The organism is Carnobacterium sp. GW821-FHT04C06, from assembly GCF_059420345.1.
This window is the reverse complement of record NZ_JBWKTN010000006.1, coordinates 189,167-205,803: the sequence shown is the minus strand read 5'-3', so window position 1 is coordinate 205,803 and position 16,637 is coordinate 189,167. Positions and strand designations below refer to the sequence as shown.

The window sequence follows — 16,637 nt, the reverse complement described above, 5'->3', positions numbered from 1 at the left end:
GGGAAAAGAAGCTCAGAATTTCTCTCAGCTTCTACTTCTTTATTGGTTGTTTTTAATTATGCTTTTTTATTAAATTCATTCATGGTTTCTAGAAAAGTATGACCTTCTACCCAATATTTGATTGCTTTTGCACTGTCTTTGACGGCAAATAACATCTCTTCATGTACTTCTTTTGGAAAATTGCTTAAAACATGGTTAATTACGGTTTGCCCTTTGACTGGACGATCAATTCCGATGCGAATTCGATTAAATTCAGATGTACCTAGGTGCTGAATCAAGCTCTTGATGCCGTTATGTCCTCCCGCACTTCCTTTTTGACGAAGGCGAATCTTGCCTGTTGGTAAGTCTAAATCATCATAGACAACAACCAAGTCGTCTATTCCTAAATTGAAATAATCCATTAACGGTCGAACAGATCTGCCTGAATCGTTCATAAAGGTTTGTGGTTTAACAAGAATAACTTTTTCAGTTCCAATAAAGGCTTCTGCGTAAACTGCTTCAAATTTACTTTTATTGAATGTAAGACCTTCTTGAAAGGCAAGTTCATCCATTGTGATAAAGCCTATATTATGTTTTGTACCAGTATATTTAGCGCCTGGATTCCCCAAGCCAACAATCATTTTCATTTTGTCGCCTCATTTTAATTATAATTTGGTTCTGAGCTTCTTTTTTTCCACGCAAAAAAATGCTGCACGAATAGTCGCCCAGTTGTGTTGCTTAAGACAGTATACCATATTTGCAAAGAGATAAGGAAACACTCTTCTTTTTCCATTAAAATTTAACAAATTCGTGACATTTTGTTCCCTTTCTAAAAAAACAGTTGATTTCCTAAGCATCCTTCATTAATATTTTCTCATAAAATGCTATACTGAATTTGATTAAAATAATTTTCAGGAGGAATCCCAACTATGATACAACATGATATAAAAGATCATCAAAAAGTAATTATCGTCGGTGACGGTGCTGTTGGTTCAAGTTATGCTTTTGCTCTTGTAACTCAAAATATTGCGCAAGAAATTGGAATCATTGATATTGATCGCGATAAAACAGAAGGTGACGCGATTGATTTGTCACATGCTCTTGCTTTTACGTCGCCTAAAAAAATATATGCAGCTAGCTATGAAGACTGTCATGATGCAGATATCGTTGTCATTACAGCCGGTGCTGCTCAAAAACCAGGTGAAACACGTTTGGATTTAGTTAACAAAAATCTTAAAATCTTTAAAAAAATTGTCGGAGATATTATGAAGAGTGGATTTGATGGGATTTTTCTAGTTGCCAGCAATCCTGTTGATATTTTAACTTATGCTACATGGAAATTCTCTGGTATATCTAAAAATCGCGTTATTGGAAGTGGAACTTCTTTAGATAGTGCACGTTTCCGTCAAGCGATTGCTGAATTAGTCCACGTAGACGCTCGTAATGTTCATGGATATATTTTAGGAGAACATGGCGATACAGAATTTCCTGTTTGGTCACATGCAAATATTGGCGGCTTACAAATTTATGAGTGGGTCAAAGACAATCCTGATGTTGATGAAGAAGCTTTAGTAGATGTCTTTTTCAAAGTTCGCGACGCTGCTTATGAAATTATTGAAAAGAAAGGCGCAACCTTCTATGGCATTGCCGTTGCTCTAGCACGAATTACAAAAGCGATTTTAAATGATGAAAGCTCCATTTTACCCTTATCAGTCTATTTAGATGGCGAATATGGTCAAGAGGATGTCTTTATCGGAGCTCCTGCGGTTGTAAATCGTCAAGGAATTAAACACGTCATTGAAATTCCATTATCTGACTCTGAAAAAGAAAAGATGGCACTTTCTGCCAACACATTAAAACAAATTTTAAATGATGCCTTTGAACAATTAGAAGATTAAAAATTTCAGTGAATTTCTGTATTAAAAGGGACTGAAACAGCATGAAATCCTCTATTTTAAAAATAGAGGATTTCATGCTGTTTCTTATTTTTGATTAGATCAATTTCCACTCATTTGTCATCATTCCTTAAGTTGCTTGGAACCTCACTAAAGTTGCCCGCTTCTGTAACTTTATTTAATGATTCGAGTCTAAATTTTTGTGACCGTTGCTAAACTTCTTGTACCTATACAATACAAACTATTGTGCTACATAGTTGATTGAAATAAGTCTTTTAAGATTACTTTATTGTATAAGGAATCTAATTCTTTAGGCGTTAATTTTTTATTTAATGATTTATTCCAGTTATCTAAAAAATTTATGTTCGAAATGACATATTTACTAGCAAAAGAAGGATCAAAATGATTTAGAGACAGCTCTTCGAAATAGTGCTTCATTTCTATTTCAAATGATTTTAATAAATATTCTGTTAAAAAGGTGTTGAAGGGTTCATCATTTACATGATGGCTAATTAATGTTCTAGCTTTAGAAGATTTATAAAAAGAGTCCGCTGTCTGAAAAGGTCGATGGATTCTATCATGAATAGTTATTTACGTAAATTGATTCCATAAAATTGAAGTTCCAAATTCTAATAAATTGTATTTATCATGAAAAAGTCTATAGAAGGTCGAGCGATGTATCCCTGATTGTTCACATATTTTATTTATAGGAATTTTAGAAAATGTGTCTTCTTCATTTGTAAGAAGAAAATAAAATTGTTCCCATATATAATTTTTTTGATTCATTGCTTTCATCGTAAACCTCCTAAGAAACTTATTTCATTGCTGTTCCAAAAAGAGACAAAATTCAATTTTGTCTCTTTTTATATTATGCTTAACAGTATAATATAAACGTACACTGAATAAAAGGAGGAAGACACGATGACGAGAAAAGTAATCCTTTATATTGCTACAAGTATTGATGGATTTATTGCAGATACTGACGGAGGAATCGAGTGGCTATCAGCAAGTGAAACTTCTGGTTTAGCAAAAGATATCGATACAACCTATGATGTATTTTATAAGGAGATAGATACGGTTATCATGGGGCGAACAACCTATAATCAAGTGGTAAATGAATTATCGCCAGACTTCTATCCTTACGAGGATAAAATTAATTACGTGTTAACTAGTAAAGTTGGTGATAATAGAGCGGACATTAATTTCTCAAATGAGAGTGTAGTAGATCTTGTAGAAAGATTAAGACACGAACCTGGGAAGGCTATCTGGATTGTTGGTGGAAATAGCGTAATTATGCCCTTAGTTGAAAAGAATTTGATTGACGAATATCGGATTGCTACAGTTCCTGTTTTACTTGGGAGTGGGATTCCACTGTTCAACACATTTAATCCATCACTTTTTTTAAAGCTAAGAGAGTCCCGTCAAATTAATACTATTTGTTACCATACTTTTACACTCAACTAAATTATTGTTAGAAAGAGCTGAAAAAATAAAAATAACTTGGTAATTTTCAGCTAATCTGAATTTCACCAAGTTATTTTTTTAATCGTTGTATTCCCTTTTTGGCTAAAATACTCCTGACGTAATTCGGCCTTGATACATTGTCACCGTTGGAGACGTTCTTCTAGCTACTGCTTCTGCTGAGCAACTGGCATTTGTAAAAACAAAGGTAGCCTTATCTCCAATTTTTGGCCATACTTGTTCGCCTTCATCGTTAAGCGGCGTAACGCCATTGGTAATCAAACCTAGTGTTCTACTTAGTTCAAATTCTGTCACTTGATTAAATAGTTCGCCAAAACGACTTGCTCGCTCTAAAATATCACCATTTCCGTAGGGGGACCAATTATCAAAAATATTGTCACACCCAATTTTAGTCGTAACCCCTTTACTGGCTAATTCTAGCATTGGTGGAATCACTGGATCAATCGGCACACTTGTAATAATCTCGATTTTAGCTTCATTTAAGGATTGAAATAATTCTTCCTTTCTAGAACCCGTCACGTCTCTTAATCCAAATCCATGACTGACCGCTACTTTTCCTTGCCAATGATAGTGATTTGTTAAGCGAATCAGCTCGTTAAATGTTTTAATTCCCATTTCTCCTCGTTCATGTAAATGCAAATCAATTCTTGCGTTGTTTTCCATTGCTAGTTCAAATGTCATAGCTAATGATTTTTCCATTTGCTGATCGACAGCTGTTGGGTCTACACCGCCTACTATTGTTGCCCCTTTTTTTAAGGCTTGTTTCATTAAATCTACGCTATTGCTACGTAACAAGCCGTGTTGAGGAAAGGCCACTACTTCAAAATCCATTTTTTGCTGATTCGTCAACGCATCCATCACTTCCACTAAATGTTCTAGCTCCACTGTTGGATGCACATCTACATGAGTTCTGATAGCTGTTACCCCATTTTGACGATACGTATCTAGTAAGATTTTTGCTCGTTCTTGAACCCCTTTGTCTAATTGCTTTAACTCAATCATTTCATCTTCAAAACGTTCAATAATCGAAGGTACGCGCTTTACCGCTTTCCACGGCGTTCCTAATCTTGATTTATCTAAATGGCTATGTCTTTCCACAAAACCAGGCAATACGAGTTGTCCTTTGGCGTCATAAACCGTAGTAGCTGCTAGCTGTCCTTTTCCCTCTTGAATAATCTGGCTAATTTTTCCTTTTTCAATTAAAAGATCAACCAAGGCTGTCTCAGTTTGACTAACGGTATTCCCACTTTTTTTAAAGCCAGTTTCCAATCGGCAATTTTTAATTAATAGCGTTTCATTCATGTGATTCCTCCTTTTGGTTAGGCGTGAATAATCGTTTCTTTAGTGTTTTCAACCGTTACTCGACCGTTTTTAATCACTACTAAACGCGTCGGTAAATCAATGATAGCATTCGCTTTAGAAATTGTGTCTAATATAACTAAGTCGGCTTTTTTTCCAACTTCTATGCCGTAATCCGTTAAACCTAATGCTTTAGCTGGATTCTCAGTAATCATTGGCAACACTGTTGGTAAATCCGCTGCCCCTCCCAAATGCCCAACAGGAATGGCTAGCATTGCAATTTGTAAAATATCGCCGTTGCCGTAAGGTGTAAAAGCGTTGCGGATATTATTCGTTGCCAAGCACATATTTACGCCGCCATCTCTTAATTTGCGAATGGGGGTGACCGCTCGTCTCACGTTAAATTCATCTTTCCTAGCTCCTAGATGTAAATCCGTTGCAGGCAATGCCATTACGCTTATTTCTGCTTGTGCCATTTTTGAAATAATGTTATCCAACTCTAGCTTTGGTAAAGCATGTAAGGCTGTTAAATGTCCAACCGTTACTCGCCCTTGATACCCTTTTTCAATCGTTTTGGCACACAGATACTCAATTGACAAGGCGTCTGCTTCATCACTGAAATCTTGATGCAAATCGATTGGTTTATTGTATTTCTCAGCAATTTCAAAAATCAAATCGATGTGCTTTTCTGCTGGTAAATCATTATAGGGAATACCTCCGACTACATCGGCTCCCATTATCATTGCCTGATGCATCATTTCTTCTGTTCCAGGTGCCTTAAAAATTCCTTCTTGGGGGAATGCAACGACTTGGATATCAATCAATTCTCGGTATTCGTCTTTTAATTTCATAATGGTTTCAAAACCGGTAAACCCTTGCGCTGGATCAAATTCGGCATGTGTTCTAACTGTTGTAACACCATTAACAATCAACATCTCTAATGCTTTTTTTGCTCGTTCTTCAATGTCTTCTTTGGTAAACGTTGGCTTTAATTTAGCAGTCACTTTAATTGCTTCTTGTAATGTTCCTGATTGATTCGGCTTACGTTCTGCAATTAACGCCTTATCTAAATGAATATGTCCCTCTACAAAACCTGGAATCACAACATTTCCTTTAGCATCAATTGTTTTTTTAACTTCTTCGATACTATTTTCAGTAATTTGGCTGATTCGGCCTTCCTTGATTCCAATTGTTTTCAGTGTTTCACCATCATTGATACGTGCATTTTTAATGACTAAATCAAACATTTCTACCACTCCTCTTTTTTATTTAAGCTACTACTAATGATAAAATTAGCAAAACAACAGACGCTATGCTTAGCCATTTAATATTTCCTTTCACAACGTCAATAATCGGAATTTGAAAACCGGAAGATAAGGCTTGCATCGTAATATTCACAAAGCTCATTTGACTCCCAAATCCAACACCAATTGTGACAAATCCTAGTGCTAACGGTGAAAATCCTAATGAAACTGCTACTGGTAAAACTAAGGTTAAGACTGATCCCACGTAGGCTCCTGCTGGCACGCCTATCAAAATCCCCGTTAAAACAGCAACCGGTATCACAATCATTGCAGGAGCCGCGTTTGCAACTCCAGCAATCGTTGCAAAGGTTCCTGTTTTAGCAATTATATTAATAAAAGCTAAGAAAATTCCGACTTGAAATAAACGTGTTAAAATATAGGTTGAACCGTCTACCATCGCGGTTACAGACTCATTTAAATTAAAGGCTGTACAAAAATAAATTAATGCCAACGTAACTACCATATAAACAAGCGGCGTAAAAATTTGAACCCCTAAAACTTGATTGACTAATGGGCCAAAAATAACTGCGAATAAAAGAAAAATAGCTGGCAGTGTAATTTTAAATAATCGTCCATTACTCATCGTTTCATAAATCGAAGCTTCTTCTTCTTTAAAGCCCAATTTTCTGCGTTTTGTCCCCCAAAAAGCTAATAGTACAGCAGCTAAAACAAAGATAAGCCAATAAGGTCGCATAATGGCTACATATTCACCAACTTTAATATTCCCTAATTTAGAAACGATGCTTGATTCTAAAGAAGCAGGGGATGTTGTAAAAGAAACGGCCGCGGCAATCGACATGGCCGCGATTAATTCTGGTACAGCCCCGACTGCTGCAAAAGCTAGTGGCGCAATGACCATCGCGCTTCCTCCACCGATTCCAGACATATAAGTTGCGGCTGCTAATAAAATAACAATAAAACCAGAAACATATTCAACCTTTCCTTTTGTTCCTCGTTTGACTAATGTTAAGGCTGCGGTATAGCTTCCTGCCTTAAAAACAGCCATCGCAATCGCTGAATTGACAATTGGTACTGTAATGCTTAACATCATTGGAATGGTTTCTAAAAACTGCTTGTTCGCTTCAGCTAATCCTATACCTCCAATCAACATGGCTAAAACGCCACCGCTTAAACCAGCAACAATCATATCAACCTTTAAGAAAAGCAATACTAATACTAAAATTAATGGAATAATCGTTAAAATAGCGTAAAATCCCGTTGCTGCTTTGGCTGCCCCTAATTCAGCCGCATATACTTGTTGGACACCTAAAATACTAATAACTAAACTAGCCACTAACGCCACAATCACCTTAACCTTGTTCATTTTCATTCCCCCGCTTCTTTTAGTTACTCTTGTCCCCCATATTCAACTAACATCGTTGCAATCCTTCCATAGCCTTTTTGCTTTGCATAAGTCAATGGTGAAATCCCCCTACTATCTTTTTTATTTGGATCAGCTCCATGTTCTAGTAGCAATTGAATAATTTCTTGTTGCGTTTCACCTCCGTCACTTAGTACAATTGCCTCTAATAGCGCTGTCCAACCTGATTGATTGATATGATTGACATCAATTGGTGTTTTTTCAAGTAATAGCCGGACATTGTCCACATGCCCTTTTTCAGCTGCTGGAATTAATGCGGTTCCACCGTAACGATTTAACAAATTATAATTAGGTTTTTTATCTAACATTAATGTAAGTATTTCAAATCTTCCTTCAGCTCCTGCATATAAAAAAGGACTGTCTTGCAGCTGATCTTGTTGATTCACATCTGCACCTGCTTCTAATAAAGCTGTTGCTGTTGCGATATTATTTTCTTGGGTAGCTATCAGTAAAGCGGAGGCTCCTTTTTCGTTAATTGTCGTTAAGTCTGCTCCATCCTCAATCAGCTTTTGAATGCTTTCTGTCGTTCCAATACGTGCTCTAGTTAGAAGCTCTTGGTTTAATTCAGGAGTGGCTCGTGGTTCTTTTTTTAACTCTGCTACAGAGTCAGTTGATTTTAATTCTTTTTTATTAGATGAATGGCTGGAATTCAGCGTACTTTCAGATTGTACCCTTTCAGTTTTTTTATCTTCTTTTAGTTTAGTTGTAACCGCAAACAAAATAAAAATAATCACAATGAAACAGACGCTCCCGATTTGCCAATAATTCTCTTTTTTCATCTTTATTCACCTCTGCTCGTTTAAAGTAAAAATCTTTTATTTCGTTAACGAAAGCTTATCATGGTATGCTATTTGTAAACACTACGAAAATAATTGAATTACGATACGAAAAAAGTATAGATAGGTGAGTGAAATAAATGGACTTTAGACAATTGAACTATTTTATTGCTGTAGCCGAGGAAAAAACAATTACTGCCGCTGCCGAACGTTTACATATGGCACAACCACCTTTAAGTCAACAGCTTAAACAAATGGAAGAAGAGTTAGGTACGCCATTAATTGAACGAACTCCTAGGCAAACTCGTTTAACTGCAGCTGGAACAGCTCTTTACTATGAAGCATTAAAATTAGTCGAGCAATTAGCAGAATCTGAGCAATTGGTGAGGGAGACTGGTGATGGGTTAAAGGGACAATTAAAAATTGGTGTTAATACCCTTTCTGACAATTTACTCCCACAGGCTTTGATGGATTTTCAAAAAGATTTTCCAAACGTTACTTTTGCCATTCATCAAGGAGAATCTCAGCAACTTTGCGAGCTTGTTCGCAAGCGCAAGATTGAATTAGCAATTGTTCGTTATCCATTGGATTTAAAGGGTTTTTCTATGAAATTTTTGAAATCGGAGCCCTTTTATTTTGTCTGTGATGGGAGTGCGAAAAAAGGTCCTGCACCTGATGACTTTCATGGAATTGCCGGTAGTAAATTAATGTTGCCAAGTACAGAAGGTTTAGGCGTTTATCATTCAATTATTGAATATTTGGCTAAGTATCAATTGAATCCTGGCTCTATTTCAACCTGTAGTGATATTCGTTTATTATTTAGCTTAATTGAACAAGGTTTTTGCACAAGTATTGTTCCTGAAACTGTTTTAAATATGTATCCGCATTATCAAGTGGCAACACACTTACTAGAAGACCCTTTATTTCAAACTTCCTTTGGTGTTATTTGGCTAGAAGAACGTTATTTATCAAAAATGGCTACAGCGTTTTTAGAGTATTTAACTGTTTCTTAAAAAATAAGTTTAAAATAAGGTACATAGCTAGAGTTTCCATCTAATTATGTACCTTATTTTTTATAATATGAAGCATAACTAATCGTTGTACCTTAATTCTAATTGAAATTTTTTGAGATTTTCTTTTATGATCTCTGACACTAATTCATTACCAAGTAATTTTACTAGCCCCATTGCTATAAAATAATGATTTTCCGCTTCTCTATTATTTTTTATTTTTGCTAAATTAAAAGCTTTCTCATAATAAAATCTATACAGTGCATTTAATTGGTTAATCTCTTTACTAAGCGATATTCCTTTGTCACATAATAAAATCGCTTGTTGGAAATTTTCAATATCAGAATAAAATTTAGCGCTGTTATAATAGATTTTCAAGATAACCTCAATATCAAGTAATTCTAAATCTGCCAATTGTTCAATATTTGCTACTGATTTTTCGTAATATATGTTAGCTCGATCAAGTTCATCGCTAACAAAAAAGGAATATCCAAGCATATTTAAAATTTGACAGTCCAAAAAATCAAATATTAATGAGTCTTTATTAATAGTTAATGATAAATTCAAGTAATATTGAGCTTCTTGCACATCTTTTTTATGGTATAAGAAAAGAAAACCTTGGTAGTAATTAAGCAATTTTTTTTCATAAGTATTTGTCATTTTTTTCTCTGATAAATGTGACATGACTTGGAATGCTTTTTCAAATTGATTATTGTCGCAATATTTTTTTATTTCTTGCAACAAGTCGTAGTTTACGTTTGATTCTCCTTCAAATAGAAGAACATCGTTTAATTTAATGTCTAGCCGAGTACAAATATCTGACAAAATTTTAATAGTTGGTACTCTGTTATGTCTTTCTATCTTGCTAATCGTTACTTGTGTACATATATCTTTAGCTAATTCTTTTTGAGACAACTTTTTTTCTTTACGAATTTCTTTTAATTTACCGCCTAAAATGAGCATTTACTTAACTCCTTTTCATTTAATTTTCACTTTTATATAATAATCAGTATACACCAAAACAGATTCATAGTATAGTTGTTAATAATAATACGAATCAAAAGAAAGGAGGAATACTTTTTTGGATATCACTCTAATTACACCTTATGGCGATTTACCGCTTTGGGGATAAAAAAAGAAAAACTGATAAACTCTACATTAATGTAGTTTATCAGTTTTTTTGCTTTTTAATGCCAGTCATTCCCTTATTCAAATCTATTTTTATTTTTCACACGCCAATTCAATAATCGCTGATGCGTAAATATCCATTGCTTGATACATTTCACTTAATACTTGCCCTTCGTTCGCTTGATGGGCCAAGCTTTTACTTTCAGGAAAATGAGCGCCAAAGGCTACCAGATTGTCCATCGTGCGAGCTAATGTTGCTCCTCCTGATGTCATTGGTTCTGTCAAATCACCTGTCTTTTCACGATACACTTTTAATAACGTTTGAATTAATGAACTTTCTTTAGGTACATAGATAGCAGGAACATAATCGAATTCTTTTAGGGTTAAACCATAGCTTTCAGCAACCTTAGCCAATTGCTTCATCAAAGCTTCTTTGTCACTTTTAACGGGGATTCTCATATCAATGCCAATGGTCGAACTCTCATCAGAAACATTTAACAGTCCTACATTAAATGTTAGTTCGCCACTTACATCATCTGAGATTTCCCCAAATAAGGTGGCCCCATTTGTTTGCTTACCAATTTGTTCTGCTAAGAATGTCAGCGTTGGATGAGAGATTGCTGGAGCAAGTCCCATTGCTAATAAATTAATCGCATTTTCTCCCAATTGTGCCACACTTGCGTGGACTGCCTTGCCTTTTACTGTTACTTCCGTTTCGCTTGAATCAAAATCAATGCCTAGCTGCGTTAAATTTTTCATTACCGCTGTCAGTTCTAATCCATGATAACGAGCTTGTGCTGGAACTACATTCAACGCATCTCCTGCCTTCAACTGAATATTAGGGCTTCCTGGACCAATCAACTCGACTTGCAATAATCCTTTTTCAGCAAAAACTAACGGAAAGCTGCCATCAGGCACAAAGCCCATAGTAGCCTGTTCTTCTTTTTTATTATAGGCTGCCATGCAACGCCATAAGGTTTCCTCATCCGTACTAAAAATAAAACGAATCCGTTTATTAAATTGATAGCCTGCATCAACGACTGCTTTAAATCCGAAAAGAGAAGCAATGGTTGGTCCCTTATCATCTTGACTTCCACGTCCGTACATCACGCCGTCTTTAATGGTTGCAACAAATGGATCTGTCTTCCAAAGGGTTAAGTCTCCTGCTGGCACTACATCTAAATGGCAAACAACTGCCACTAACTCTGAGCCTACGCCATAATCTGCAAAACCATAAAAACCAGCTGGATCTTCATAAGTAGTCATGCCTAGTTCTTTGCAGATTTGCAACGCTTCTTTTAGACATAGCGCAATGCCTTGTCCAAAAGGTGGATTGGTTGTCCCGTCAGAAGTAGTGACGGACTTATGATTGATTAAGCGAGCTAAGGCTTCTGTGCTTGCCTCTTGATGAACCTTTGTAATAATTGATTTCATTAATAACTTTCCCCCTATTAACCTTTTTTAATTTTTATCGATGGTAATATATTTGTAGTTTGGCGAACCGATTTGATATTGAATGTAGTCTTTTACATAATTTTTGACTAACATTGAATCGGCTTTTTGATACAACGGAATAATCCCTGCGTCTTCTAGAATAATCTTTTCAGCAGTTAAATCGGCTTGGTATTTTTCTTCTTCATTTGCTGTAGTCACTGCCGTTTTAACAGCCTCATCGTATTTTGGATTAGCGTACTTTCCGCCATTAAAAACAGAATCCGATAAGAATAAATTTAAGAAGGCATCTGGATCGTTTTCATCTGCGCCCCATCCTGATAATAGCAAGCCAAATTGTCCCGAATCACCTAGTTCAATTCTATTTTTAAAGGGTACGTTCTTAAGTTTGATTTTCACTCCGTCCAACTCGTTTTCGACACTACTTTGAATAAATTGACTCACTTTTTTACTCGTCTCGTCGTCATCCGTCACTAGTTCGATTTCCACTTCTTTAATACCTGTTTCTTTTTTAGCTTCTGCCCAGAGCTGTTTCGCTTTTTTCTTGTTATAGGTTAGATACTCACCAGACTCTTTTCGGAAATCTTCTCCTGTTTTTGGATTTTTAGCTAAATTTTTAGTGACTAATCCGTCCAGTGCTTCTGAACCATTTGAAATAATTTCATTTACTAACTCGTTACGATTAATTGTTAACGCTAATGCTTCTCTGATTTTTTCATTTTTTAATGCGGGAATATTGGTTTGGTTGATTTCTAAATATACAGAACGGGCTGTCAAAGGAGCAATAAATTCAGGATCTGCCAAATATTGTTTTGCATATTCTCCTGTTAATCGAACTAAGTCAAGCTTGTCATCCTGATAAAGATTAATTCCTGTCGCCGTTTCTTTGGTTACTTCATTGGTGATTTTTGCTAGGGCAACATTCTTTTGATCCCAATAATCAGGGTTTTTGTTGTATGTCCACGATAAACCTGTTCCATCCCACTCGCTTAGTGTAAAGGGACCATTGTACAATGTATGTTCACTATCGGTTCCAAATTTTTCACCTTGTTTTGTAACAAAATCTTCATTCTGTGGAAAAAAAGTACCTCGTGTAATTCCCGACAGAAAGTTCGCTGTTGGTTTTTCTAATTGGACCTCTAAAGTCGAGTCGTCCAAGGCTTTAATCCCTAAGCTATCTACGGGAGCCGTTCCATTCATAATCGCCGCAGCATTTTTTACCGGCTTCATCACGAAAGCATAATTAGCTGCTGTTTTTGGATTGACTACTCGCTTCCAACCAAACTCAAAATCTTTAGCCGTTAACGCGGTACCATTTGACCATTTTAAATTGGGTTTTAACTTGAATGTATACGTTAAGCCGTCTGCACTGATTGTCGCATCTCCATCAGAAAGAGCTGGAACAGGTTTTTCTTCCTTATCTAAACGGTACAGACCTTCCATGACTTGATTGATTGCTGTAAAGCTAATCGCGTCTTGTACTAAGGCTGGATCCATTGTTGGCAATTCTGCTGGCACACTCAAATGCAATTCTGTTGTTTCTTGGTTGCGAGAACCTGTATCGCTTGCTTCTTGATTGTCTTGCTGACACCCTGCTAGCACTAAAAAAGCGGATAAAAATACAAGTTTTTGAATTCTTTTCATTTGTTACTCCCCCATTTTTTTGTCACTTTTAGTTGATTAAATGACTTAGTAATTGCGTATTCCAAAGTTTTAACTATCATACACAACTATTCAAAAAAATGCAAGTTCATTCACTAATTTTGTTTAAAAATGGCTAAAATGAATAAAATTATGTATAAAACGTATATTTTATGTATATTAAGATAGAGATGTATACAAAAAAACACTAAACGAATGTACGTTTAATGTTTTAAAGTGGAATAATCGTATCGTCGATTTCTTCCGTTTTCTCTGTTGTTTGGATTTCAATAATCATTTTATGTGGCAAACAAACACTGGTTTGACCGGGTTTGCTAATCCATCCTGTTTTCACAGCTACTTGATCTGGGCTATTGTCTTCTTTATCTCGAATTCGCGTACCATCTACTTCAATAATATTGTATTGCCCTTTTGCTGGATGCAACGTAAAGGTTTCATGTTTGGTTGATTCTGACAACGTAATGCGCCTTTCTTCTTTTCCATTTATGGAAATAACGGCTACAATCTCACTGTCAGCAGAAACATGGCTATTTTGAATGGTAAAAATCACAATTGGAATAAAAGAAGCAAGCATTAATAATGCTACAATAATCCAATCAAATGGTTTGACCAATTCATAATGCTGTTTTAATCGTTTCATTTTGGCGACTCCTATCAACTTTATTACTTGTATTATAGCATGTCTCTCCAATTTTTTTATAACAAGTTGAAAAAGAAAGTGGGCTATTAAATCATAAAAAGCCAGTTGCCTCTAAAATGGTTAGCAACTGGCTTTTTAAGTTTATTTTTTAGTTTTGAATTTTTTTTCAAAAAGTGGACTTACTGATTTGTTTTCGTGAATACGTTTAATCGCGTCTCCCATTAAACTACCAACACTTACTTCAACAATTTTTTCACACTTACGATCTTCTGGTAAATAAATTGAATCTGTTACAATCAGTTCTTTGATAACAGAACTTTGGATACGTTCTAAAGCAGGACCTGACAATACTGGGTGAGTACAACAAGCGTATACTTCTGTTGCGCCAGCTTCTTCTAAAGCACCAGCAGCAAGAGTAATTGTACCCGCTGTATCAATCATATCATCAATCAAAATACATTTTTTTCCTTCAACATTTCCAATAATATTCATGACTTCCGCTACGTTTGCTTTTGGACGACGTTTGTCGATAATTGCAATCGGTGCTTTTAAGAATTCAGCTAATTTACGAGCGCGTGTTACACCACCATGATCCGGTGAAACAACTACAACATCCTCATTTGCAATATTATGTGTTAAGAAATAGTTTGCAAGTAATGGTGCCCCCATTAAATGATCAACTGGAATATCGAAGAATCCTTGAATTTGTGAAGCGTGTAAATCTAATGTCAAAATACGGTCAGCGCCAGCAGCTGTAATCATATTCGCTACTAACTTGGCAGTGATTGGTTCTCTTGAACGAGCTTTACGATCTTGTCTAGCATATCCATAATACGGAATAACTAAATTGATTGTTTTAGCACTTGCACGTTTTAATGCATCGATCATGATCAATAATTCCATCAAATTATCATTGACTGGACTTGATGTTGATTGCACGATATACACATGATCCCCACGAATACTTTCTTCAATATTGATTCGAATTTCTCCATCGCTGAATTGATCCACAGATAATCTTCCTAATTCTACTCCTACTTCATCCGCAATCTTTTGAGCTAAGGGACGGTTTGAGTTCAATGCAAAAATCTTTAACTTCGGATCAAAATAATGTTCTGACATAATGGCCTCCACTTTCTATTGTATCAAAAATTTTAGTTATCTTATCAGTATAATACTAGTCATTTTTCACAGAGAAATCAAGTAAATCTCTTAAATATTTTTTAATTTTTAATGTGGAAGTTTTTTGAAATAATCTGCTTTGTTTTCTTGTCTAGCTCTAGCAATGGCTAAACTGCCTTCTGGAACATCACTTGTAATGGTTGAACCTGCAGCAATGTAAGTGTTTTTTTCAACTGAAACGGGGGCAACTAAATTCGCGTTACAGCCAATAAATACGTTATCGCCTACCGTTGCACGATGTTTGTTTTTTCCGTCATAATTAACAAAAATGGTGCCACATCCGACATTGATATTTTTCCCTAAGTCAGCGTCTCCAACATATGTTAAATGTCCTACTTTAGAATCTTCATCAATAACAGCATTTTTCACTTCAACAAAATTGCCTAAATGAACGCGCTCCCCAATCGTGCTATTTGGTCGTAAATGACTGTATGGTCCAATATTGCTATCATTCGCCATTTTAGAGTCTTCAAGATTAGAACTTACTACTCGAACGCGGTCTCCAATTTGGCAATTGTTGATTTCTGAATGTGCTCCAATAAAACAATCTTCACCAATGATTGTTTTACCTTTTAAGATAACACCAGCTTCAACAATCGTATCGCTCCCAATTTGAACATCGCTATCAATATACGTTCCTTTTGGATCAATTAAGGTCACCCCATTTTTCATATGGTTGTAATTGATTCGTTCACGCATCGTGCGGTTCGCTTCAGCTAAGGCAATACGGTCGTTAACCCCTAAAGCTTCATCAAAATTTTTCATGCGGTATGCCGCAACAATTTGATTGTTATCTTTCATAATTTCAATCACATCTGGCAAATAGTATTCGCCTTGGGAATTTTTATTTCCGACTTTAGTCAAAGCATCAAATAACATTTTATTGTCAAAGCAGTAGGTTCCTGTATTGATTTCTTGAACACGGGCTTCCTCATGAGTAGCATCTTTTTGCTCTACTATTTTCTCCACAATTCCTAGTTCATCACGAATCACACGACCATAGCCTGTTGGGTCTTCTGCAAAAGCAGTTAAAATGGTTGCTTTTGCGCCTTTTTCTTGATGATAGTCAAACAGATCTTTTAACGTTTCTGAGGTTAGCAACGGCGTATCTCCACAAATGACTAGAGTGACACCTTCTTGATCTTTTAATAGACTCGCTGCTTGAAGTACCGCGTGTCCTGTTCCTAATTGCTCTTCTTGTAAGGCATATTCTGAACGATTGCCTAGATACTCTTTAACTTTTTCTGCGCCAAATCCAACAATGGTTACTACGCGATCTGTACCTGCTAATTCTACTTGTTCAACAACGTGTTCTACCATTGGTTTACCTGCAACTGGATGTAATACTTTATATAATTTTGATTTCATTCTTGAGCCTTGACCTGCTGCTAAAATGATTGCATTTCGTTTTGTCATTTCAATGACTCCTAACTGATTAGTTTTGTAT

At 35.8% G+C, this 16,637-nt stretch carries 15 protein-coding genes; 3 read left to right on the top strand and 12 right to left on the bottom strand.

Translation table 11 applies throughout. The features are described 5' to 3' along the window. Positions 1-56 precede the first annotated feature (56 nt). Positions 57-626: an aminoacyl-tRNA hydrolase gene (gene pth / locus AC07SW_RS12155; RefSeq protein ID WP_034573256.1), complete on the bottom strand. Its 570-nt coding sequence runs from the start codon at positions 624-626 to the stop codon at positions 57-59. A 282-nt stretch (positions 627-908) separates the two neighbouring features. Here pth and AC07SW_RS12150 point away from each other — a divergent pair, with 282 nt between their 5' ends. Further along, the gene (locus AC07SW_RS12150; protein WP_494632973.1) at positions 909-1,877 is read left to right on the top strand and encodes an L-lactate dehydrogenase; all 969 of its coding nucleotides are present in this window, start codon (positions 909-911) and stop codon (positions 1,875-1,877) included. Between the two features lie 588 nt (positions 1,878-2,465). Here AC07SW_RS12150 and AC07SW_RS12145 read toward each other — a convergent pair. Continuing rightward, positions 2,466-2,669, bottom strand: coding sequence for a helix-turn-helix domain-containing protein (locus AC07SW_RS12145; protein ID WP_494632971.1), 204 nt, complete (start codon positions 2,667-2,669; stop codon positions 2,466-2,468). 126 nt (positions 2,670-2,795) lie between these two features. Here AC07SW_RS12145 and AC07SW_RS12140 point away from each other — a divergent pair, with 126 nt between their 5' ends. Next, positions 2,796-3,338, top strand: coding sequence for a dihydrofolate reductase family protein (locus AC07SW_RS12140; protein WP_311779863.1), 543 nt, complete (start codon positions 2,796-2,798; stop codon positions 3,336-3,338). Between the two features lie 102 nt (positions 3,339-3,440). On the opposite strand, the gene AC07SW_RS12135 is transcribed toward AC07SW_RS12140, so the two are convergent. The 4 genes from AC07SW_RS12135 to AC07SW_RS12120 are packed head-to-tail and all read right to left on the bottom strand — an operon-like array spanning position 3,441 to position 8,119. Continuing rightward, positions 3,441-4,658, bottom strand: a complete 1,218-nt coding sequence (locus AC07SW_RS12135) for an amidohydrolase (RefSeq protein ID WP_494632969.1) — start codon at positions 4,656-4,658, stop codon at positions 3,441-3,443. 17 nt (positions 4,659-4,675) lie between these two features. After that, the gene (locus AC07SW_RS12130; protein WP_494632968.1) at positions 4,676-5,902 is read right to left on the bottom strand and encodes an amidohydrolase family protein; all 1,227 of its coding nucleotides are present in this window, start codon (positions 5,900-5,902) and stop codon (positions 4,676-4,678) included. A gap of 22 nt (positions 5,903-5,924) precedes the next feature. After that, positions 5,925-7,283, bottom strand: a complete 1,359-nt coding sequence (locus AC07SW_RS12125) for a hypothetical protein (RefSeq protein ID WP_034573243.1) — start codon at positions 7,281-7,283, stop codon at positions 5,925-5,927. Between the two features lie 23 nt (positions 7,284-7,306). Next, positions 7,307-8,119 (bottom strand): ankyrin repeat domain-containing protein, encoded by an 813-nt coding sequence (locus AC07SW_RS12120; protein ID WP_119908637.1) that lies wholly within the window; start codon positions 8,117-8,119, stop codon positions 7,307-7,309. A 137-nt stretch (positions 8,120-8,256) separates the two neighbouring features. Here AC07SW_RS12120 and AC07SW_RS12115 point away from each other — a divergent pair, with 137 nt between their 5' ends. Next, on the top strand, positions 8,257-9,129 hold the full coding sequence (locus AC07SW_RS12115; protein ID WP_135023494.1) for a LysR family transcriptional regulator: 873 nt from the start codon (positions 8,257-8,259) through the stop codon (positions 9,127-9,129). A 78-nt stretch (positions 9,130-9,207) separates the two neighbouring features. Here AC07SW_RS12115 and AC07SW_RS12110 read toward each other — a convergent pair whose 3' ends face one another. The 6 genes from AC07SW_RS12110 to glmU all read right to left on the bottom strand — a co-directional run bounded on the left by AC07SW_RS12110 (position 9,208) and on the right by glmU (position 16,606). Then, positions 9,208-10,089, bottom strand: a complete 882-nt coding sequence (locus tag AC07SW_RS12110) for a helix-turn-helix domain-containing protein (protein WP_135023492.1) — start codon at positions 10,087-10,089, stop codon at positions 9,208-9,210. Positions 10,090-10,347: 258 nt separating this feature from the next. Then, entirely contained in the window at positions 10,348-11,688 is a 1,341-nt protein-coding gene (locus AC07SW_RS12105) for a M20 family metallopeptidase (RefSeq protein WP_135023490.1), read from the bottom strand. Positions 11,689-11,715: 27 nt separating this feature from the next. Continuing rightward, complete coding sequence (locus tag AC07SW_RS12100) at positions 11,716-13,350, bottom strand: peptide ABC transporter substrate-binding protein (protein ID WP_463685229.1); 1,635 nt, start codon at positions 13,348-13,350, stop codon at positions 11,716-11,718. A 229-nt stretch (positions 13,351-13,579) separates the two neighbouring features. Further along, positions 13,580-14,008 (bottom strand): NusG domain II-containing protein, encoded by a 429-nt coding sequence (locus AC07SW_RS12095; protein WP_034573232.1) that lies wholly within the window; start codon positions 14,006-14,008, stop codon positions 13,580-13,582. 141 nt (positions 14,009-14,149) lie between these two features. Then, complete coding sequence (locus tag AC07SW_RS12090) at positions 14,150-15,130, bottom strand: ribose-phosphate diphosphokinase (protein WP_034573230.1); 981 nt, start codon at positions 15,128-15,130, stop codon at positions 14,150-14,152. 108 nt (positions 15,131-15,238) lie between these two features. Continuing rightward, positions 15,239-16,606 (bottom strand): bifunctional UDP-N-acetylglucosamine diphosphorylase/glucosamine-1-phosphate N-acetyltransferase GlmU, encoded by a 1,368-nt coding sequence (gene glmU, locus AC07SW_RS12085; protein ID WP_119908641.1) that lies wholly within the window; start codon positions 16,604-16,606, stop codon positions 15,239-15,241. Positions 16,607-16,637 lie beyond the last annotated feature (31 nt).